Source organism: Kitasatospora sp. CB02891 (assembly GCF_002803145.1).
GTDB lineage: Bacteria > Actinomycetota > Actinomycetes > Streptomycetales > Streptomycetaceae > Kitasatospora > Kitasatospora griseola.
Genome location: NZ_NNBO01000019.1, coordinates 68,485 through 88,582, shown reverse-complemented (window position 1 = coordinate 88,582; position 20,098 = coordinate 68,485). Strand labels below are relative to the sequence as shown.

13 protein-coding genes are annotated in these 20,098 nt (G+C 73.8%); 7 read left to right on the top strand and 6 right to left on the bottom strand.

All coding sequences use genetic code 11. The annotated features are described in order from the left end of the window. The first annotated feature begins 127 nt into the window (after positions 1-127). Positions 128-1,918: a phosphatidylglycerol lysyltransferase domain-containing protein gene (locus CG736_RS31690; RefSeq protein WP_198520678.1), complete on the top strand. Its 1,791-nt coding sequence runs from the start codon at positions 128-130 to the stop codon at positions 1,916-1,918. A gap of 221 nt (positions 1,919-2,139) precedes the next feature. Next, the gene (locus tag CG736_RS36680; RefSeq protein ID WP_157815817.1) at positions 2,140-2,904 is read left to right on the top strand and encodes a hypothetical protein; all 765 of its coding nucleotides are present in this window, start codon (positions 2,140-2,142) and stop codon (positions 2,902-2,904) included. Positions 2,905-2,914: 10 nt separating this feature from the next. On the opposite strand, the gene CG736_RS38470 is transcribed toward CG736_RS36680, so the two are convergent. Next, positions 2,915-5,623, bottom strand: a complete 2,709-nt coding sequence (locus CG736_RS38470) for a SpoIIE family protein phosphatase (RefSeq protein WP_100589585.1) — start codon at positions 5,621-5,623, stop codon at positions 2,915-2,917. Between the two features lie 212 nt (positions 5,624-5,835). Between CG736_RS38470 and CG736_RS31670 the strand changes: the two genes are divergently transcribed. The 4 genes from CG736_RS31670 (at position 5,836) to CG736_RS31655 (ending at position 10,286) form a co-directional block, all read left to right on the top strand. Continuing rightward, positions 5,836-6,954: a rhodanese-like domain-containing protein gene (locus tag CG736_RS31670; RefSeq protein WP_100589584.1), complete on the top strand. Its 1,119-nt coding sequence runs from the start codon at positions 5,836-5,838 to the stop codon at positions 6,952-6,954. 291 nt (positions 6,955-7,245) lie between these two features. Further along, positions 7,246-7,455: a hypothetical protein gene (locus CG736_RS31665; protein WP_157815816.1), complete on the top strand. Its 210-nt coding sequence runs from the start codon at positions 7,246-7,248 to the stop codon at positions 7,453-7,455. Between the two features lie 9 nt (positions 7,456-7,464). Further along, positions 7,465-9,603 carry an FUSC family protein gene (locus CG736_RS31660; RefSeq protein WP_100589582.1) on the top strand — a complete coding sequence of 713 codons (2,139 nt, stop codon included), beginning with the start codon at positions 7,465-7,467 and terminating at the stop codon, positions 9,601-9,603. Beyond that, on the top strand, positions 9,600-10,286 hold the full coding sequence (locus CG736_RS31655) for a TrmH family RNA methyltransferase (protein WP_369880782.1): 687 nt from the start codon (positions 9,600-9,602) through the stop codon (positions 10,284-10,286). Before CG736_RS31660 ends, CG736_RS31655 begins: the two co-directional genes overlap by 4 nt. A gap of 7 nt (positions 10,287-10,293) precedes the next feature. On the opposite strand, the gene CG736_RS31650 is transcribed toward CG736_RS31655, so the two are convergent. From CG736_RS31650 to CG736_RS31635, 4 genes are all read right to left on the bottom strand, one after another. After that, positions 10,294-11,565 (bottom strand): peptidoglycan-binding protein, encoded by a 1,272-nt coding sequence (locus CG736_RS31650; RefSeq protein ID WP_232734310.1) that lies wholly within the window; start codon positions 11,563-11,565, stop codon positions 10,294-10,296. Between the two features lie 186 nt (positions 11,566-11,751). Next, positions 11,752-12,870, bottom strand: coding sequence for a hypothetical protein (locus CG736_RS31645; protein ID WP_100589580.1), 1,119 nt, complete (start codon positions 12,868-12,870; stop codon positions 11,752-11,754). 238 nt (positions 12,871-13,108) lie between these two features. Further along, entirely contained in the window at positions 13,109-15,277 is a 2,169-nt protein-coding gene (locus CG736_RS31640; RefSeq protein ID WP_100589579.1) for a protease pro-enzyme activation domain-containing protein, read from the bottom strand. Positions 15,278-15,457: 180 nt separating this feature from the next. Beyond that, on the bottom strand, positions 15,458-16,933 hold the full coding sequence (locus CG736_RS31635; protein WP_100589578.1) for an FAD-dependent monooxygenase: 1,476 nt from the start codon (positions 16,931-16,933) through the stop codon (positions 15,458-15,460). Between the two features lie 129 nt (positions 16,934-17,062). Here CG736_RS31635 and CG736_RS31630 point away from each other — a divergent pair, with 129 nt between their 5' ends. Continuing rightward, a complete protein-coding gene (locus CG736_RS31630) occupies positions 17,063-18,307 on the top strand; it encodes a glycosyltransferase (protein WP_232734309.1) in 1,245 nt (414 codons plus the stop codon). 78 nt (positions 18,308-18,385) lie between these two features. Here the strand turns inward: CG736_RS31630 and paaN are convergent, their stop codons facing one another. Further along, complete coding sequence (gene paaN, locus CG736_RS31625; protein ID WP_100589576.1) at positions 18,386-20,077, bottom strand: phenylacetic acid degradation protein PaaN; 1,692 nt, start codon at positions 20,075-20,077, stop codon at positions 18,386-18,388. Positions 20,078-20,098: the final 21 nt, after the last annotated feature.

Genomic DNA, 20,098 nt, shown 5'->3' with positions numbered 1-20,098 from the left:
GCCGATCGGCGGGGGTGGGAATCCGCTACCGGATTCACGCAATTCTCATCTTCGCTGGGCAACCATGGAAATCGGGGTGAAGTGCGCAGACCGCGCGCGGATGCGCCCCAATGTTCGATCGTCTGGAATGGTTGCTGTGTCCACAGTGAAGACGGCTGCCTCGGCCGTGTCGCCCTCCCGGGGCGAGGGTTCGGGTCCGCGGGCGCTCTGGCGTCGCCGGGCCGCCACATCGACGGTCTGGTACCTGCGGCTGGTGGCACTGCTGAACCTGGTGGCGGTGCTCTCCGTGCCGTTCAAGGACACGGTGCAGCGGCACAACGAGGGCCAGTTCTTCACCCCGTACCTGGTGACCGCCGGGTTGACCTCGGTGGCGCTGGCGCTGTTCCTGGCGGTGGCGATGCGCCGCCGCAAGCGGGCGGCGTGGATCTTCAACACGGGGCTGGCCGGCCTGACCTTCGTCGGCTACCTGGCGCTGATGGCCTGGGGCCAGCACTTCGCGTCCCACCCGTGGAACTACTTCTCGGTGGTGCTGACCGGCCTGTTCCTGGTGGCGCTGCTGTTCTCGCGCCGCGAGTTCACCTCCAAGGGCGACCGGTCGAACCCGAAGACCGCGGTCGCGGCCGGGGTCGGCGGCCTGCTGCTGGGCGGCCTGATCGGCTCGGTGCTGGTGCAGCTGACCAACACCATCAGCGGCGCGGGCTTCGGCACCCGGTTCAGCTACTCGGTGCACCGGATGATCACGCTGACCCCGTCGGCGAAGGTGGCCGACGTGGTCTCCGTGCCGACCTGGGTGAACGCGGCGATCAACGCGATGAGCGCGGTGCTGTTCCTGGCCGTGCTGTACGTGGCGTTCCGCTCGCCGCGCGGCGAGGAGCTGCAGAGCGACGAGGACGAGCGGAAGCTGCGCGAGCTGCTGGACCGGCAGGGCGAGCGGGACTCGCTCGGCTACTTCGCGCTGCGCCGGGACAAGGCGGTGGTCTTCTCGCCGAGCGGGAAGGCCGCGGTCGCCTACCGGGTGGTCGGCGGCGTCACGCTGGCGTCCGGCGACCCGATCGGCGACCCGGAGGCCTGGCCGGGGGCGATCGACGCCTGGCTGGCCGAGGCCCGCGAGCACGCCTGGGTGCCGGCCGTCATGGGCGCCTCCGAGGAGGCCGGGGTGATCTACGCCCGGCACGGGCTGGACGCGCTGGAGCTGGGCGACGAGGCGATCGTCGAGCTGGACGAGTTCTCGCTGGACGGCCGTGCGATGCGGGTGGTCCGGCAGGCCTACAACCGGGTCAAGCGGGCCGGCTACACGGTGCGGATCCGCCGCCACGAGGACATCCCCGAGTCGGAGATGGCCGAGCTGGTGGCGAAGGCCGACCACTGGCGGGACGGCGCGACCGAGCGCGGCTTCTCGATGGCGCTGGGCCGGCTCGGCGACCCGGGCGACGGGCGCTGCGTGATGCTGGAGTGCTTCGACGGGGACGGCGAGCTGCGGGCGCTGCTGAGCTTCGTGCCGTGGGGCGCGCACGGTCTGTCGCTGGACCTGATGCGGCGCGACCGGGACAGCGAGAACGGCCTGATGGAGTTCATGGTGATCGAACTCCTGCAGCGCGCGAAGGAGGTCGAACTGGAACGGGTGTCGTTGAACTTCGCGATGTTCCGCTCGGTTTTCGAGCGCGGTTCGAAGCTCGGCGCCGGCCCGGTGCTGCGGCTGTGGCGTTCGGTGCTGGGATTCTTCTCCCGCTGGTGGCAGATCGAGTCGCTCTACCGGGCGAATGCGAAATACCGGCCGATCTGGGAGCCGCGCTATCTGCTCTTCGAGAAGAGCAGCGAGATTCCGCGGATCGGTATCGCCTCCGCCCGCGCGGAGGGCTTCATCACGGTGCCGAGCCTGCCGGCGCTGTTCCGTCGACGGCACGCCCGCGAGGGCTGAGCCACGGGCTTCCCGGCCCGCTGGGGCCCGGGACGGTGGTCCCTCCGCCGGGGGGCGGAGCGGGCCGGAAGATCAGACCGCGGTATGACACGACCGGGCTGTGAAGTTGATGCCCCTGATTAATCCGATGCGTAGGGTCGAAGAAGAGGCGTAGAAGAAGACGCGCACAGCGGTACGGACGTCGGGATGGCCGTACGTCCTCGGGACGGGAGAACCGGTTCGTGAAGCAGAACACCCACGCGGGGGGCGTGCGGCCGGGGCTCGGGGCGGTATTCCGCCGGGCCGCGGTCGCCGAGTGGGGGGCGCTGTTCGGCGCCGTGAAGGAACGGGTGGTGCGGCGGAAATTCGCTGCGGTGCCGTTGGCGACCGCGGCGACCGCGCTGGTCCTGCTGTTCTCGATCGTCCAGCACCTGCCGGGCGGGGCCCGGTTCGTCTCGGACATCGGGGTGGTGAAGGCGGCGCTGCCGCTGGACGTGTCGCTGCTGCGCACCCCGCTGTCGCTGTACGTGCCGGCCCTGGACCTGCCGGTGTGGGGGGCGCTGGCGCAGGTCTTCCTGGTGTTCGGGGTGGCGGAGATCGTGCTGGGGCGGCGGCTGACCCTGGTGGTCGCCTACGTCTGCACCCTGGCGGGAACGCTGTTCGCCCGGATCGCGGTGGCCCTCGGCCCGCACCACCTGCTCGGGTTCCCGCGCTGGGTGGCGCACGTGCGCGACACCGGGCCCTCGGCGGCGGTGGTGGCGCTGGCCGTGGTGGTGGCGTTCCGCTGCCGGGCCTGGTGGACGGGCGGCGCCGTGGTGGTGGCCATGGTGGTCGAGGCGACGCTGCTGCCGAACCTGGCGGGCCTGGAGCACCTGGTGGCGATCAGCACCGCGGTGCTGATCGCGGTGTGGGTCGAGGTGTTCGGCGACTACTGGCCGCGGGTGCTGTCCGGGGTCGGCGCAGCCGCCTCGGTGGCGCAGGGCGGGGCCAGGGCGGTCACGCCCTGACCCCGGCCGGTCAGCCGCGCGGCAGCGGCATCTCGAAGTAGACGACCTTGCCGACCGCCTTGCGGGCGGTGCCCCACTTCTCGGACAGCTTGCTGACCAGGTTGAGGCCGCGGCCGTGCTCGGACAGCGAGTCGGCGGGCTCCAGCGACGGCAGGTTGTGGTTGTCGTCGCTGACCTCGACCAGCAGCTTGTCGACCCGGATCAGCTGCAGCTGCACCTCGGAGCGGGCCACCCGGACGGCGTTGGTGACCAGCTCGGACACCAGCAGCTCGACCGTCTCGGTCAGCGCGGTCAGCTGCCAGGCGGCGAGCTGGTCGCGCACCAGGCGGCGGGCCCGGCCGACCTCCAGCTCGGTGACGCCCAGCTGCCAGGTGGCGACCTCGGTCGGCGGGACGCCGTCGAAGCGGGCCACCAGCAGCGCGATGTCGTCCTGCCGGTCGTCGGAGTGCAGGGTGTTCAGCACGGTGTCGCAGGCCTCGTCGGGGGTCTGCTTGGGGTCGATCAGGTTGCCGCAGAGCGCGGCCAGGCCCTCTCCTATGTCGCCGCCGCGGACCTCGACCAGGCCGTCGGTGCACAGCACCAGCATCGAGCCGTCCGAGACGTCGATCCTCGTGGCGACGAACGGCACCCCGCCGACGCCGATCGGTGCGCCCGAGGGCAGGTCGAGCAGTTCGCCGCGGCCGTCGGGGTGGACCAGCACCGGCGGGACGTGGCCGGCCGAGGCGAGTTCGCAGGTGCGGTTGATCGGGTCGTAGACCGCGTACAGGCAGGTGGCGAGGTGGTCGTCGCCGAGCTTCTGGGCCAGGTTGTCGAGGTGCCGCAGCAGCTGGCCCGGTGGCAGGTCGAGGGCGGCGAGGGTCTGCATGGCGGTGCGGAAGCGGCCCATCGCGGCGGCCGAGTGCAGGCCGTGGCCCATCACGTCGCCGACCACCAGGGCGACCCGGCTGCCGGGCAGCTGGATGGCGTCGAACCAGTCGCCGCCGACCTCGGCCTTGCGGTCGCCCGGCATGTAGCGGTGGGCGATCTGCACGCCGGGGATCTTCGGCGGGCGGGTCGGGATCATCGAGCGCTGCAGGGTGGTGGCGACCTTGGACTCGGCGCGGTGCAGCCGGGCGTTGTCCAGCGACAGTGCGGCGCGGGCGGCGATCTCCTTGAGGGTGTCGGCGTCGGCGCGGGTGAACGGCGCCCGGTCGGACAGCCGCAGCAGCTTGAGGATGCCGAGCACCGCGCCGCGGGCGGACAGCGGCAGCGCCAGCATGGAGCGGCCGACCACGGTCGGCTCCAGCTCGGGGCCGCCCAGTGAGGCCGCGTAGTCGACCGCGACGTCCGCGGAGATCAGCGGCACCAGCACCGGCTGGTTCTCCTGCAGGGCCAGCCCGGGCGGGGTGGAGCGCGGCATGGTCAGCAGCGAGCCCTCGTCCAGGACGTGGTTCCAGCGCGGCGAGCCGGTGTTGAAGGTGCGGGCGACGCGGCGCAGCACGGTGCGGTTGTCCGGCGGGTCGGCGGGCAGTTCGCCGTCCGAGAGCAGGCCGTCGAGCAGGTCGACGCAGGCGAAGTCGGCGACCCGGGGGACCAGCACCTTGCACAGTTCGCGGGCGGTGGTGTCCAGGTCGAGGGTGGTGCCGACCTGGCTGCCGACCGAGGCCAGCAGCGCCAGGTCGCCGTCGTCGGGCAGGCCGCGGACCACCTCGACGCCGCCGTCGGCGGCCTTGGCGGGGCCGGGCAGGACGGCGGAGACCTGGGCGGGGGCCTGGGCGGGGGCCGGTTCGGACGGGGCGGTGGCGGGGTCGATGGCGGGGCCTCCCGGGGTCGGGCCGTGGGCGGCGGCGTCGCGTGGGCCAGGGACGGTGCTGCCGGGCACCCGCGCTTCCTCCGCGGGCCCGGCAGCCTGTATCCGTACCCCGAGCGGGGCCCGGGCACCCGTGCCGCGCTGCGGCTCCGCGGGGCGGCGGGCGGTGCGCTCGCGCTGCTGGGCGGCCCGCTGCTGCGGGGTGGGGTAGCGGCGGCCGAGGCCGGCGGCGACCCGGGCGGTGCCGGACGGCCCGCCCGGCGCGGACTGGTAGGGCGCCACCGGCAGCAGTGCCGCGTCCACCCGCAGGGCCGGGGGCCCGGCGGCGGCCAGGGCGGCCAGCAGTCGGCCGCGGCGTTCCGGGGAGCAGGACGGCAGCAGCGCGGCCAGCGCTTCGGGGGTGGGCCCGGCGGGCGGTGCGAAGGCGGCCGCGATCTGCTGCGGGCGGGCCGCGGCGGGTGCGGCGGCGTAGTGGACGAGGCGCTCGCCGAGGGCGATCCGGGGGCCGGCGGCGCGCAGCGGCCGCGCGTCGGCGGCCAGCACGAGCAGCGAGCGGCCGGCCGGTTCGGCCAGCGGGTAGGCCCACCACAGGACGTCGCGCTGCCGCTCCTCGCGGTCGTGCACCGTCATCGCGCCGGCCCACGGGCCGTCGGTGGCGAGGTCGTCGAGGGTGTCGAAGGCGTCGCAGCGGTGCGCGGGGGCGTCCGGGTCGTGGCGGGGGCAGACGGCGGGCAGCAGGCCGTGGGCGGTGCGGCCGACGGCGACGGCGGCGCGGTGGCCGAAGAGCTCCTCGGCGGTGCGGTTCCACACGGTGATCCGGCCGTCCGGATCGACCAGCGCGGCGGCCACGCGAAGCAGTGCCACCACCCCGGTGGGGCGGCCGCCCGGGAGGTCCGCCCGGTCGGGTGCGGAAATGGGCTGGTCCACCATGGATATCGGTCTGCCCCTTTGAGTCTCGCTGCCCCTCCTGGCCGGTGCGCGCGTCCTTGCGTGCGTCCTCCAATGAAGCACGGAGATGCCAATGGGAGGTAGTTAATCCGGCAGATTCGTCCGTATCAGTTGCGTGTCGTTGACGGCGCGCCCCCGGCGTGCTCCACCGTCACCCGTCAGGGCGGTGTGAGGGTCCCGGTAGGGTGGCCCGGGTGAGCGTACCGAGCGTCGAGGTGTGGGCGGATCCGGAGCGGCAGGAGCTGGAGGAGCGGGTCGCGGCGGCCGAGCTGGCCTGGCTGACCCTGGACGTCGACGTGGCCACCCTGCGGGTGGAGATCGACAACTTCGCGCTCGCCCACCACCAGCTGCTCGGCCCGCTGTACGCCGAGCTGGACGAGCTGGACGCGCTGATCGCCGAGGCGGTGGCGGCGCTCAGCGGCGACCCGGAGGACCTGCGGCGGGCCCGCGAGGCCCGGGAGCGGGTCGAGCCCGCCGAGCAGCGCGGCCCGCGCGAGGGCGAGCCGGAGGCCCGCCGGGTGCGGCCCGACAAGGACGCCCAGCGGGTCTACCGCGAACTGGCCCGCCGGGCCCACCCCGACCTGTCCACCGACCCGGCCGAGCAGCAGCGCCGTTCGGCGTTCATCGCCCGGGTCAACGAGGCGTACGCGTTGGCCGACACCGAGGGGCTGGAGCGGCTCGCCGAGGAGTGGTCCGCCGACCCGGAGTCCGCGCCCGCCGTCGGCTCCCCCGACCGGTTGGCCTGGCTGCGCCAGCGCCTGGAGTGGCTGACCGGCCGGATCACCGCGCTGGCCACCGAGCAGGTCCGGCTGGAGCGCACCCCGATGGGCGAACTGCTGCTGCTGCGCCCGGACGAGCCGGAGCGCCTGCTGGAGGACCTCGCGGACCAGCTGCTGGCCACCGCCGCCGACCGGCAGGCCAAGCTGGTCGCCCTGCTGCCGGACAATGGCTCGAACGACCCGTACCGATCCCAGGAGAACGCCCCGATGTTCGCTCAGCTGCCCACCACCGACGCCGCCTCGGTGCCCGCCGACGCCGTTCTGCTCGACGTCCGCGAGCAGGACGAGTGGGACGCCGGCCACGTGGACGGTGCGCTGCACATCCCGATCGGCCAGGTGGTGGCCCGCCTCGACGAGCTGCCCGAGGGCCGGCTGTACGTGCTGTGCCGGGTCGGCGGCCGCTCCGCGCAGGTGGTGCAGTACCTGGTCGCCGGCGGCCGCGATGCGGTGAACGTGGACGGCGGCATGTTCGCCTGGGACGCCGCCGGCCGCCCGATGGTGAGCAGCGGCGGCCAGGACGCCTTCGTCCTGTAACAGCGGCCCCTCTCGCCCCTGTTCGAACGCGCGTGCGGTGCGGCGGGATGACCGCCGCGCGCGTCCGGTCCAAGCCCGCCCGGGCGGTCCCGGCGTTCGCCGGGGCGGGGCGGGGCTGACGGCCGGCGGCCCGGAGCGAGCCGCGGGCGGTGGCCGGCGCGCCGGCGGCGGTCCTGCACAACTGCGCGATGCTGGTGATCGCCGCGCAGGTGGTGCTGGTGGACGCCGCGGCCGGTCGGTACAGGGTCCAGGGCGCCCGTCGGCAGGACCTTCCTGCTGACCTGGGGCGTGGTGGTCGCCCAAGTGGGCTTCCCGTTCGCGCCGGCGGGCCGGCGGCCGAAGAACGTGCTGATGGGCGCCGAGCACCTGGCGGTCGCGGTGGCGCCGGGGCTGCCGTTCCACTCGTCGGCGATGCTCGCCGCGGGCGCGGTGTTCCGGCCTGCCGCGGCGCTGTCGGCAGTGGAGCGAGTGCTGACGGTCCGGTGGCGGAAAAGTCGCTAAGCTCCCGCTATGTCCTGGTTCAAGGCCCTGCGTGAGACCGCGAAGGCCGGGCTGACCGTGGACTTCTCGCTCACCAATCCGCGCCGGTCGCTGCGCGCCGCGGTCGCCGCCGCGCTGGTGATCTTCCCGACCATGGCGATCTACGGGCCCTCGCACGCCGCGTCCGCCGCGATGGGCGCGTTCATCGCCGGTGTCGCGACCTTCCAGCGCTCGTTCCGGCCGCGCGCCTCGCTGGCGCTGGTGGCGGGCGCCGGACTGGGCGCGTCGACCTTCCTCGGCTACGTCGCGGTCGGCATCACCGGCGCGTTCCCGGTGCTGCTGGCACTGTGGGCGTTCGGCGCGGGCATGGCCTGGGCGGTCAGCCCGACCGCCGGTGTGGTCGCCGCCAACACGCTGTCCGTGATGATGGTGGTGGTGCAGCTGCCGGTGTCGGTGTCCGCGGCGCTCGGCCACGCCGTGCTCTGCTCGGTCGGCGGCGGCGTGCAGGCCCTGGTGGTGACGCTGTGGCCGATCGACAGCTGGCGGGCGCAGCGCGACGCCCTCGCCGACATCTACGCCGGGCTCGGCGACTACGCCCGCAGCCTGCGGCACGACCCGGTGGCGCACGTCGACCCGGAGCCGTTCATCGTCGCCCGCCAGGCGGCCCGGCTGACCGCCCGGCAGGCCCGCCGCCGCCCGCCGGAGCTGCGCGGCCTGCGGACCATCGCGGAGCGCGTCCGGCCCACGCTGGCCGCGCTCGCCGATCCGCGGGTGGGGGCTGCCGAGGAGGGCCCGGAGCGGGACCGGGCCCGCGAGGTGCTGGCCGCCGCCGCCGACGTGCTGGACGCGCTGGCCCGGGCGATCCGCACCGGCGACCCGGTGCAGCTGCCCAGGGACACCCCCGGCCTGGCGCTGGCCCGCCCCGGCACCGGCGAGGACCTGCTGCGCGGCGGCGCCCGCCGCTCCGCGCGCCAGCTGTCCGGTCTGCTCGGCCGGGCCGCCGACCGGCTCGACCGGCAGGACCGCGGGGCCGTCCCCACCGCCGGCCGCGGCGCCGGTCTGCACCGCCCTTCGCTGGTCAAGGTGGCCCCCGCGGCGGTGGCCACCGTCGGCCGGCAGCTGCACAAGCATTCGGCGATCTTCCAGCACGCGGTGCGGATGTCCGGCGTGGTGACCTCCGCCTACCTGGCGGCCCAGCTGCTGGGCATCGAGCACGGCTACTGGGCGCCGATGGCCTCCGCCATGGTGATGCGCCCCGACTTCGCGCAGACCTTCAGCCGCGGCGTCGCCCGGGTCGCCGGCACCGTCGCCGGCGTGCTGGTGTCCACCACCATCGTGCAGGTGTTCCAGCCCGGCGACTGGGTGCTGGCCGCGCTCGCCGTGTTCTCGATGGGCCTGTCCTACATGATGCTGAGCACCGGATACGCGCTGCTGACGGCCGCGATCTCCTCGTACGTGGTGTTCCTGCTCGGCCTGCAGCCCGGCGAGCCGGTGCGGCTGGCGTTCGACCGGGTGGCGATGACGCTGCTCGGCGGCGCGGTCGCGCTCGGCGCGTACGCGCTGTTCCCGACCTGGCAGACCGCCCGGCTGCCGGAGCGGCTCGCCGAGTGGCTGGCCGCCGCCGGGCGGTACGCGGCCGCGGTGTTCACCGGGTACGGCGATCCGGCGGGCGGGCACGCCGAGAAGGACGTCCGGCCCGCGCTGCTGGACGTCCGGGAGACCCGCAGCGAGATGCTGGCCGCGCTGGACCGGGCCGAGCTGGAGCCCGTGCACCACTTCGCGAAGGTGCCGGAGCTGAGCCGCAAGCAGTTCGACCGGGCCCGCTCGGCGGTCGGCATGCTGGACCGCTCGATCGTCCTGCTGGAGGCCCACCTGCCCGCCGCGGACGCCCCGCCGCTGCCCGGCGCCGGCGCGTTCGGCGAGGAGCTGCGGGACGCCACCGCGATCGCCGCCGCGGCGATCCTGCTCGGCCAGGACGTCGACTTCTCCGAGCTGCGCGAGGCCCACCGGACCTGGGACTACCTGCTGGCCTCGCTCCCCCGCGACGAGGGGATCGACGTCACCCGGGCCGGGGCGCGGCTGGTCATGCAGGCGCTCACCGAGCTGGAGAAGTCGGTGCGGACGCGCCCGCAGCCGGCCCGCGGCGAGCCCGTACCCTCGAGGGCGTGAGCGACACCTCGGTGCCCCAGCTGGGCGAGCAGTACGACGACGGCCATTTCACGGGGCTCCCCGACGACCGGGAGATCGGCGTCGGACCGCACCCCGAGCCGTGGCCCGACGATCCCCGCCTCGACCCCGAGCTGCTCGCCGCCGGCGACCGCCGCAACGTCGTCGACCAGTACCGGTACTGGCGGCACGAGGAGATCGTCGCCGACCTGGACACCCGGCGGCACGGCTTCCACGTCGCCGTCGAGAACTGGCAGCACGACTTCAACATCGGCTCCGTGGTGCGCACCGCCAACGCCTTCCTGGCGGGGGAGGTGCACATCGTCGGCCGGCGGCGCTGGAACCGGCGCGGGGCCATGGTCACCGACCGCTACCAGCACGTCCGGCACCACGACTCGGTGGCCTCGCTGGCCGCCCACGCCGCCGAGCGGGGGCTGCCGATCATCGGCATCGACAACCTGCCCGGCGCGGTGCCGCTGGAGACCTATCCGCTGCCCGAGCGCTGCGTGCTGCTGTTCGGGCAGGAGGGCCCCGGGCTGACGGCCGAGGCGTGGGAGCACTCGACGGCGGTCTGCTCGATCGCCCAGTTCGGCTCGACGCGTTCGATCAACGCCGGGGCGGCCGCGGCGATCGCCATGCACGCCTGGGTGCGGGAGCACGCCGCCGGCGCGCCCCCGCAGGGTTGAGCGTCCGTCAGGAGAACAGCAGCTTCCAGGTGTGCGGGCCCGGGTAGCCGTCCGCCTCGGAGCCGGTCCAGCCCTGGGCGCGCTGGAACGCCTCGACGTTGCGGCGGTCGGCCTCGCCCCAGGCCGGGTCCGGGCCCTGCCGGTAGGAGCTGCCGAAGCCCTTCTTCACCAGCTGCCGGCCCAGCTGCGCTATGTGATCGTTGACCTTGCCCGGCCCGAACTTGTCCGTGCCGGGGAACGGCGGTCGGCCCGGGGCGGGCGGCGGCGACGGGGCGATCACGGCGGGCGGGATGTCCTTGCCCTTGTGGTGGACCAGGAAGTCCCAGGTGTCCTTGCCCGGGTAGCCGTCGGCCTCCGCGCCGCGCCAGCCCTGCGCCAGCTGGAACGCCTCAGTGGCCCTGCGGTCGGCGTCGCCCCAGTCCGGGCTCGGTCCCTCCCGGTAGAACCGCCCGCCGCCGCGTTCCACCAGCATCCGGCCCAGCCGGGTCACGTAGTCGTTGACCTTCCCGGGCCCGAACTTGTCCGCCCCCGGGAACGCGTCGGCCCCGTCCGGCGCCGGCATCGGCAGGCTCAACCCCCGGTACCGGTACGGAAGGTAGCCGTTCGAGTTGCTCCAGTAGGCGTACGGGGTGCTGCGTTCAGTGGTGCCCGGGCGGGTCTGCTCCAGCGCCGTGTACTTGGTGTGCGCCGCGTCCACCCAGCCGCCGAACAGCACGGCGTGCGAGCCGCCCTGCGGGTCGTTCGCGTTGTTGTAGATCAGCACGTCGCCCGGCTGGAGGTCGTCCTTGGCGATCCGGTCGGCGAAGTCCGGCAGCGTCCAGGTGGTCTGACTGCTGCCCAGGTTCCAGGCCATCGAGATGAACCCGGAGCAGTCCTGGCGGTAGCCGTCCGACCAGTACTTGGTCATGCTGTACGGCACCTTCTGGTCCACCCAGGCCTGGGCCCGCCGCATGATCTCCGCCCGGGTGGTGGCCGGCGGCGCGGCCACCGCCCGGCGGGACGTCGGGGGCTCGCCGAACGGGCCGGCGACCTGGCCCTGCGGCGAGTTCGCGGTCTGCGGGCTGCTGTCGGTGCGCGGCGCGGCCGCGACCGCCGACGAGACCGCCCCGCCGCCCAGCACACTGCCGACGGCGGCGAGCAGCACCGCCGCCCGCCGCGCGCCACGGGCCTGGATCGTGGCGCCGCGGCCCGACCGGACGGCGAGCTGCCGCGCCCGGACGCGGGCGGTGCAGCCGCCGCAGGCACAGGACTCGTCCGGTTCGACCTCGCTGAACTCCATCAGCACGGGGGACCTGCCTTTCCTCGGTGAGTGGGACTCACCTTTCACGGAGGTAGCAGCAAGGACCAGCTGATGGGCGGTCGGACTGGGCGAAACGGGTGAACGGCGGGGTGGTGGTCGGCGTGGTGCCGGTCCCGGCGGGCGCCGGTGCGGCAGGGCTGACGGGCAATCAGGCCGGGTTCGGCGTCACTCCCACTGCCAGCGGATGCCCACCTGGCCGGGCTGCTGGTCGGCGGTGAGGACGTGGGCGCTCGCGGAGGCGCCGATCCAGAGGGGTTCGCGGTGGCGGTCGGTGTCGCTGCCGGGCGCGCGGTCGAAGCGTTCGCACTGGACGGGGACGGCGGAGGGGTCGAAGTGGACCTGCAGGACGTACTCCCGCACGGGGGCCGGGAAGAACCGCCCGTAGCTGGTGGTGGGGCCGGAGTCGGGGAGGTGCACCTCGTACTCGAGCACGGTGGAGTCGCCGAGGGCGAGCGGCCGGTCGAGCAGGAGCTCGGCGACCAGCAGTCCGCTGAGCGGGCGGCGCCGGATCCGGCCGAGGCGGGCGTGCCGGACGGAGGTGATCTCGGGACAGGTCTCGACGCCCTCGTCGGACTTGTGGACCACGACGTGCCGGGTGACGCCGTCCACGGTGGCGCGCACCACCTGACGCATCCTCAGCACGTTGCCGCGGCGGGAGGCGTCGACGTAGTAGGCGTCGTGGATGGACTGCCGCTCCAGCTGGCCGGCCGGCGGGGCGTCGAGTTCGGCGAACACCTCGCCGAGCTCGGTCTCGCCGGGCCAGATCTGTTCGACCCGCAGGCCGTCGGGGGCCGGGCCCTGGGTGACCCAGCGGCCGCGCGGGCGGGGCGGTCCGAGCAGTGCGGTGAGCGCGGTGTGGCGCAGGCCGAGGAGCTCCTCCAGCAGGTGGACGGCGCGCAGCGAGGTGGCCCGTTCGGGCTGGCTGCGGCCGCGTCGCCAGTAACTGAGCGTGGTGACGCTGACCCTGACGCCCTGTTTGGCGAGCGCGGCGCGGATCCGGTCGAGGCTGAGGCCGCTGTGCTCGATGGCGGCGTTGAGGACCTCGGCGAAGCCGCCCTGCGCGGCGGCGGGCGTGGCGGGCACAGCGGGGGTGGCGGGGACGGGAGTCGTGGGGGCGGCGGGTGCGGTGGCGGCGGACTGTGCGGTTACGGGTGCGGTGGTGCTGCGGACGGCGGCCTGCGGGCCGGCCGGCGCGGCGGGTCCGGCCGGGGGCCGGTCACCGCCGTGTTCGCGCTGGCCGACCAGGCGGAGCCGGCCGGCGTGCTGTGGTTGCTGTGAGCCCATGCGACACCTTCCCCACCCGGCGGGTTCGGCGGGTTCGCCCCGGCTCCGCGGTGCGTCGGAGGTGCGCCGCCGAGTGTGTGGGAACCCTATGCAGGGTTGAGAGGCTACGTCATCAATCAGGACATATGACAGTGGTCACGACAAGTATTTCGCAGACGGATCGCGCCGGAAACACTCCTGACACATAGGTGCCGGGAGGACCCGTGAAGGCCCTCCCGGCACCCGTGCTGAGCGGCCGTCAGGAGACGGTGAGCGCGGTGTCGTCGATGACGAAGCTGGTCTGCAGCGAGGCGTCCTCGACGCCGGTGAACTTCACGGTGACGGTCTGTCCGGCGTACGCGGACAGGTCGACGGTCTTCTGGACGTACCCGGTGCTCTTGTCGAGGTTGGAGTACGTCGCCACCGAGGCGCCGTTCACCGACAGGGTGAGCTTGTCGTAGGCGGTGGTGGTGCTGGTCTCCGCGGTGTCGACGTGCAGCCAGAAGCCGAGCGTCGCCTTGCAGCCGGCCGGGATGGCCACCGACTGGGAGACGGTGTCGGTGTGGGCCGAGCCGTAGCCGTTCATCCAGGCCTTCCAGGAGCCGCTGTGGGCGGCCTCGGAGGCGGAGTTGTCGACCACGCCGGTGCTGGTGGTCCAGGGAGCGGCGGTGCCGGTCTCGAAGCCGGGGTTGCCGAGCAGCTGGCCGGCGGTGCAGCCGCCGGTGGGCGGCGGGGTGGTGCCGCCGGTGCCGAGCAGGGCGCTCGCCAGGCCGTCGGCGATCGGGGTGCCCCAGCCGGTGACCTGGTCGTAGCCGGTCCTGGCGGCGAAGTCCTGGTTCGAGCCGCTGGTCACGTCGTGCAGCGAGGTGGCGTAGGAGCTGCTGTTGGCGACCGTGTACAGCTTCGGGTTGACCTCGCCCAGGACGGGCTTGGACGCGGCCTTGGCCTTCTGGTTGTACAGCGCGGCGAAGCCGGACCACAGCGGGGCGGCCGCAGAGGTGCCGCCGTAGACCTGCCAGCCGGCGGCGGTGCTGCCCTGGGTGTAGATCGCGAAGCCGCTGGCCGGGTCGGCGTTGGACGAGATGTCGGGCACGGTGCGCATGGTGCCGGTGACGTTGGTGCCGGTCTGCCAGGCGGGCTTGGCGAACTGGGTGGAGACGCCGCCGCCGGCGGTGCTCCAGGCGCTCTCCGAGCTGTAAGTGGTGCCGGAGACCTTCAGGTTGGTGCCGCCGACGCCGGTGTTGTACGGGCTGGAGGCGGGGAAGTCCACGGCCTTCACGGTGGAGCCCGAGGTGGAGCGGGTGCAGTCCCGGGAGCCGTCGTCGCCGGACGCCGAGAAGATCGAGATGCCCTGGGCGGCGGCCTGCTTGAAGGAGTTGTTCACCGCGGTCATCGAGGCGGCGGTGGTGTCCGGCTCGCAGGAGCCCCAGGAGATGGAGATGACCGAGACCCGGTTGTCCGCGACGATCTTGGCGGCCATGTCGATCTCGCCCTGGTCGGTGTTGGGCGCCTCGTAGACCAGCTGGGTGGCCTTGGGGGCGACGCCGCGCACGATCTCCGAGTCCAGCTCGACCTCGCCCTGGCCGTCGCCCGGCTTCGCGTCGTAGTTCGCGCCGTCCACCGAGACGGTGCTGACCGCCGGACCGGACAGACCGAACTGGCTGTCGTAGGTGGTCAGGTTGGTGGACTTGTAGCCGTCGAACTCCCAGAGCGCCACGGTGCTGCCGGTGCCGTCCGCGCCCAACTGGTTGAGGCGGTAGGCGCCGTCGTAGCCGGCCGGGCCGAAGCCGCTCGGGGCGGCGTGCGGGGCGGACGCCTCGGGCTTGGCGATCCGGGTGGTGCGCACGGTGTGGTCGTTGAGGCCGCTGACGCCCTCGACCACGCCGGCCAGCGCGGCCGGTACCGAGGCGGCGGCGTCGTTGGCGAAGAAGCTCCGGTCGCCCTGCTGCGGGTCGCTGTAGGTCGACTCGTGGGTGCCGAACGCGGCGGCGACCGCGGAGGTCGAGCCGGTGGCGTTCACCACCTGGCGGTTGGCGCTCACCGAGTCGACCTTCAGGCCCTGCGCGGTCAGGAACGCGCGCACCTGGTCCACGTCGGCCTGGGTCGGGCCGAAACGCTCGGTGAACTGCGCGGGCGTCAGATAGTGCCCGAATTCCGCGGTGCCGGGAGTGCCGACCGCCGAAAGGAAACGGTCCAGTTCCGCGGTGTTGCGCAGCTTCAGGCTGACCGCCACGGATATCCGGCGGTCGGCCGGAACGTCTCCCTGCTTGTGGGAGCGGGCCACCGCCGGCGTGACGGTCTGCGGCAGCGCCACCCGGGCACTGGCGTTCGGCGTCGGCGCCGCCTGGGCGGTGCCGACGCCCAACGAGACGGCGGTGAGGGGCAGGACGGCCAGGGCCGCGGCAAGAGCGAGCGAGCGGGGTCGCACGGGGGGTCCTCCGGAAGTCTGGGGGCGTTCCGGTCTTCGAAAACGCTCGCCAAAATCTCTCAGAGGACTCTCAGGAATTGACCCATGCCTGAGCAATTGCTTACTAAAGAACAGTCAACTGTGGAGCTGTCGGGGCTTCCAGTGAATGAACAGAATTTCCGTCGATGAATTCAGTGAATATCAGGGGCGGCCCAGCCAGTGGCTGAGCGCGGCCCGCAGCTCGCCCCGGGTCGGGTCGACGCAGGCCCAGGCCGCGTAGCCGTCGGGGCGGACCAGCAGCACCGTGTCGCGCAGCTTGCCGTGCGGGTCGGCCGGGGCGGCGGTGATCACCCGGTCCGCCCAGGAGTCCGCCACCGACAGCTCGTCGTTGCTGATCAGCACGGCCTTGCCGGCCCGCAGCGCCTCGTGCAGCCGGGACGGGCCGCCGGGCACGTCCACCGCCAGCCGCAGGTCCGGGACCCGGCGGCCGGCCAGCGGGTGGGCGCCCTTCTCGGCGGGGTAGCTGTAGCCGATGCCGGAGATCTGCTTGGCGCCCAGCTCGGCCAGCGGGCCGAGGTGCCCGGCGGCCGCGCCGATCGCCGAGCGCAGCGCCCGGGTGGAGGCGTGCCGGCCGAGCGCGAGGCGCACCAGGGCGCCGGAGCTGCGCAGCACCGCCCGGCCGACCGGGTGGCGCTCGGTCTGGTAGGTGTCCAGCAGGGCGTCGGGGGCCCAGCCGCGGACGGCGGCGACCAGCTTCCAGCTCAGGTTGGCGGCGTCCTGCAGGCCGGTGTTCATGCCCTGGCCGCCGGCCGGGGAGTGGCAGTGCGCGGCGTCGCCGGCCAGGAACACCCGGCCGGAGCGGTAGCTGGTGGCCTGGCGCTCGTCGCTGTGGAAGCGCGAGCTCCAGCGGACCTCGGCCAGGCCCAGGTCACGGCCCGTCACCTGGCGCAGCAGGTCGGCGAGTTCGGGGACCACCACCGGGGCGGAGTCGGGCACTTGGTGGTCGCGGTCCCAGCCGATCACCCGGTACCAGCCGTCCCCGTAGGAGGCCAGGAAGGCGAAGCCGCGCTCGTCGGCGCCGGCCGTCAACGGCTCCTCGGGCGGGTTTTCCAGCCGGACGTCGGCCAGCATCACCGAGCGCACCACCGACTCGCCGGGGAACGGGATGCCCAGCAGGTCGCGCACCGCCGAGTGCACGCCGTCCGCGCCGACCGCGTAGCGGGACCGCAGCCGCTGCTCGCCCTCGGCGGTGCGGACCGTCAGCGCGACGCCCTGCGCGTCCTGCCGAAGGCCCGTCAGTTCGGCGCCGCGGCGCAGGTCGGCGCCGGCCTTGACGGCCCGTTCGCGCAGCACCCGCTCGGTGTGGGACTGCGGGGTGACCAGGACGAACGGGAACCGGCTGGGCAGCGTGGAGAAGTCGATCCGGAGCCGGTTGACGGCCTGCAGCGAGCGGAGCGTCAGCCCGGTGGCGATCAGTTCGTCGGCCAGGCCGCGGGCGTCCAACTGCTCCAGGGTGCGGGCGTGCACGGCGAACGCCCTGGTCAGATTGGACTCTTCGCCGCGCTTGTCGACCACCGTCACCCGCAGTCCGGCCGCGGCCAGGTCGCCGGCCAGCAGCAGGCCGGTCGGGCCGGCTCCGACCACCACCACGTCCGCGGTGAACTCCGTCTCGGTCATCCGTCTCTCCCGTCGTCATACCTGGTCGGCCGGTGGTCAACGGACCGGTGTCCCACGGCTCCCGGGTTCTCAGCGCGCTTTCAGACTGCCATCATCGCGGCCCCATCCAGGGCTGTGAACCTCCTTCCCATGACTCAGCCAGCGATGCGTTCCGAGCTCCGTGCGGCCCCGGCGGCCGACGGCCGGGCCCCGGCCGACGCCGGGGTCGGGACCCGGCTCGTGGAGATCGTGGTACCCGTGTACAACGAGCAGCACTCGTTGGAGCGGTGCGTCGAGGAACTGCACGCCTACCTGTCGGAGACCTTCCCGTACGACTACCTGATCACGGTGGCCGACAACGCTTCGGTGGACGGCACGTGGGAGGTCGCCACCGCGCTGGCCGGGCGGATCCCGAAGGTCCGGGCGGTGCACCTGGACCTGAAGGGGCGCGGCCGGGCGCTGCGGCAGGTGTGGGGCGCCAGCGAGGCCGACGTGGTCGCCTACATGGACGTCGACCTGTCCACCGGTCTGGAGGCGTTCCTGCCGCTGGTCGCGCCGCTGCTGTCCGGGCACAGCGACCTGGCCATCGGCAGCCGGCTGCACCGGGGTTCGGCGGTGGTGCGCGGCCCCAAGCGGGAGTTCGTCTCGCGCACCTACAACTTCCTGCTGCGGGCCACCATGGCCGCCGGCTTCTCCGACGCCCAGTGCGGGTTCAAGGCCGGGCGCACCGAGGTGGTCAAGCGGCTGCTGGAGCAGGTCGAGGACAACGCCTGGTTCTTCGACACCGAACTGCTGCTGCTCGCCGAGGCGTCCGGCCTGCGGGTCCACGAGGTGCCGGTCGACTGGGTGGACGACCCGGACAGCCGGGTGGACATCGTCCGCACCGCGCTGGACGACCTGAAGGGCATGGCGCGGGTCGCCCGGCGCACGCTGGCCGGCCGGGGCGCCGTCGAGCTGCCGGCCAGACGGCGGCCGTCCCGGGCGCCGTTCGGGCTGGGCCGGCAGGCCGTCAGTTTCGCGGTGATCGGGGCGCTCTGCACCCTCGCCTACGCGCTGCTGTTCCTGGCGCTGCGTCAGCTGGTCCCGGCGCTGGCCGCCAACGCGCTGGCGCTGGGCGTCACCGCGGTGTTCAACACCGCCGCGAACCGGCGGTTCACCTTCGGGGTGACGGGCCGTCGGGACGCGCTCCGGCACCAACTGGAGGGCGGTCTGGCCTTCCTGGTCGGGTTGGCGCTGACCAGCGGGGCGGTGGCGGTGCTGCACGCGGCCGCCCCGCGCGCCGGGCACGGTGTGGAGCTGGGCGTGCTGGTGGCGGCGAACGCCGCGGCGACCCTGGTGCGGTTCGTGCTGCTGCGGGCGTGGGTGTTCAACCCCGGCCGTGTGCAGCGCCGTTGACTCCCTGCCCTCTCCCCCCCTGGGACAGGGAACAGCGGGCCCGGACACCGTCCGGGCCCGCTGTGCTGTCCGTCCGGACTACTTGCGGATCTCGACGGTGCGGAACCGGTTGGCGACGAACGCGGCGTCGCTGTACGCGGAGTTGGCGGCCGGGTTGGCGCCGGTGCCGTGCAGGTCGGAGAAGGCCGCGGTCTGGTTGACGTAGACGCCGCCGGTGAGGTTGAGCGAGAGCGAGACGCCGGCGTCCAGGCAGGCGTCGATCAGGGCGGTCTCGACCTCGGGGTCGGTGGTGTACGCGCCGGCGGTCATCGCGCCGTGCTCGACCGTGGTGCGGTGCAGCAGTTCGACGGCGGCGGCGGTGGACTCCACCGCGACGGCGAACGCGATCGGGCCGAAGCACTCGGCGAGGATGCGCGACAGGTCGTCCGGCTTGTCCGCGTCGGCCTTCACCAGGGCGGGCGTGCGGATGGTCGCGCCGGGGAACTCCGGCGAGGCCACCACCCGCGGGGCGAGGGCGAGTTCGCCCAGCTCACCGCCGGCCGCGGCGGCGCTGCGCTGCAGCACCCCGGGGTTGACCACGGCGCCGAGGATGGCGGCGGCCCGGGCGTCGTCGCCGAGCAGGCCGTCGATCGCGGCGGCCAGGTCGGTCACCACCTGCTCGTAGGAGCGCTCGCCGTCCTCGGTGCGGATGCCGGTGCGCGGGATCAGCAGGTTCTGCGGGGTGGTGCACATCTGGCCGCTGTACAGGCTGAGCGAGAACGCCAGGTTGTTCAGCATGCCGCGGTAGTCGTCGGTGGAGTCCACCACGACGGTGTTCACGCCGGCCTTCTCGGTGTACACCTGCGCCTGCCGGGCGTTGTCCTCCAGCCAGTCGCCGAAGCCGGTGGAGCCGGTGTAGTCGATCAGCTTCACCTCGGGGCGCACCGCCAGCACCTGGGCGATCGCGGAGCCCTCCCGCTCGGCGGCCAGGCAGATCAGGTTCGAGTCGAAGCCGGCCTCGGCGAGCACCTCGCGGGCGATCCGCACGGTCAGCGCCAGCGGCAGCACGGCCCGCGGGTGCGGCTTGACCAGGACGCCGTTGCCGGTGGCCAGCGAGGCGAACAGGCCCGGGTAGCCGTTCCAGGTGGGGAAGGTGTTGCAGCCGATCAGCAGCGCGGTGCCGCGCGGCACCGCGGTGAACTCCTTGGTCATCACCAGCGGGTCGCGCTTGCCCTGCGGCTTGGTCCACTGCGCGGAGCGCGGCAGCCGGGTCTGCTCGGCGTACGCGTACGCCACCGCCTCCACGCCGCGGTCCTGGGCGTGCGGGCCGCCGGCCTGGAAGGCCATGCCGTAGGCCTGGCCGGTGGTGTGCATCACCGCCTGCGCGAACTCGTGCGAGCGGGCGTTGATCCGGGCCAGGATCTCCAGGCAGACCGCGGCCCGGGCGGCCGGGTCGGCCTTCGCCCAGGCGGGGCGGGCGGCCTCCAGCGCGGCCAGCAGCGCGTCCGGCTCGGCGTGCGGGTAGGCGATGCCCATGTCGATGCCGTACGGGGAGGCCTCCCCGGTCACCGGCTCGCCGCCGTCCGGGTGGCCCGGCAGTGCGAACTCCCGCCCCAGCAGGGCGTCGAAGGCGGCCTTGCCGTCGGCGGCGGCGTTCTCGCCGTACGCCTTGGGGAACTCCGGGTACGGCGACCAGTAGTCGCGGGACCCGGCCGCGGCGACTGCGCGGTCGAGGGTGTCCTGGTGGCGGGCGATCAGTTCGGCGACCGGCAGGGGGGTCGCAGCGGCCATGGTGCGCTCCTCACGGGGGCG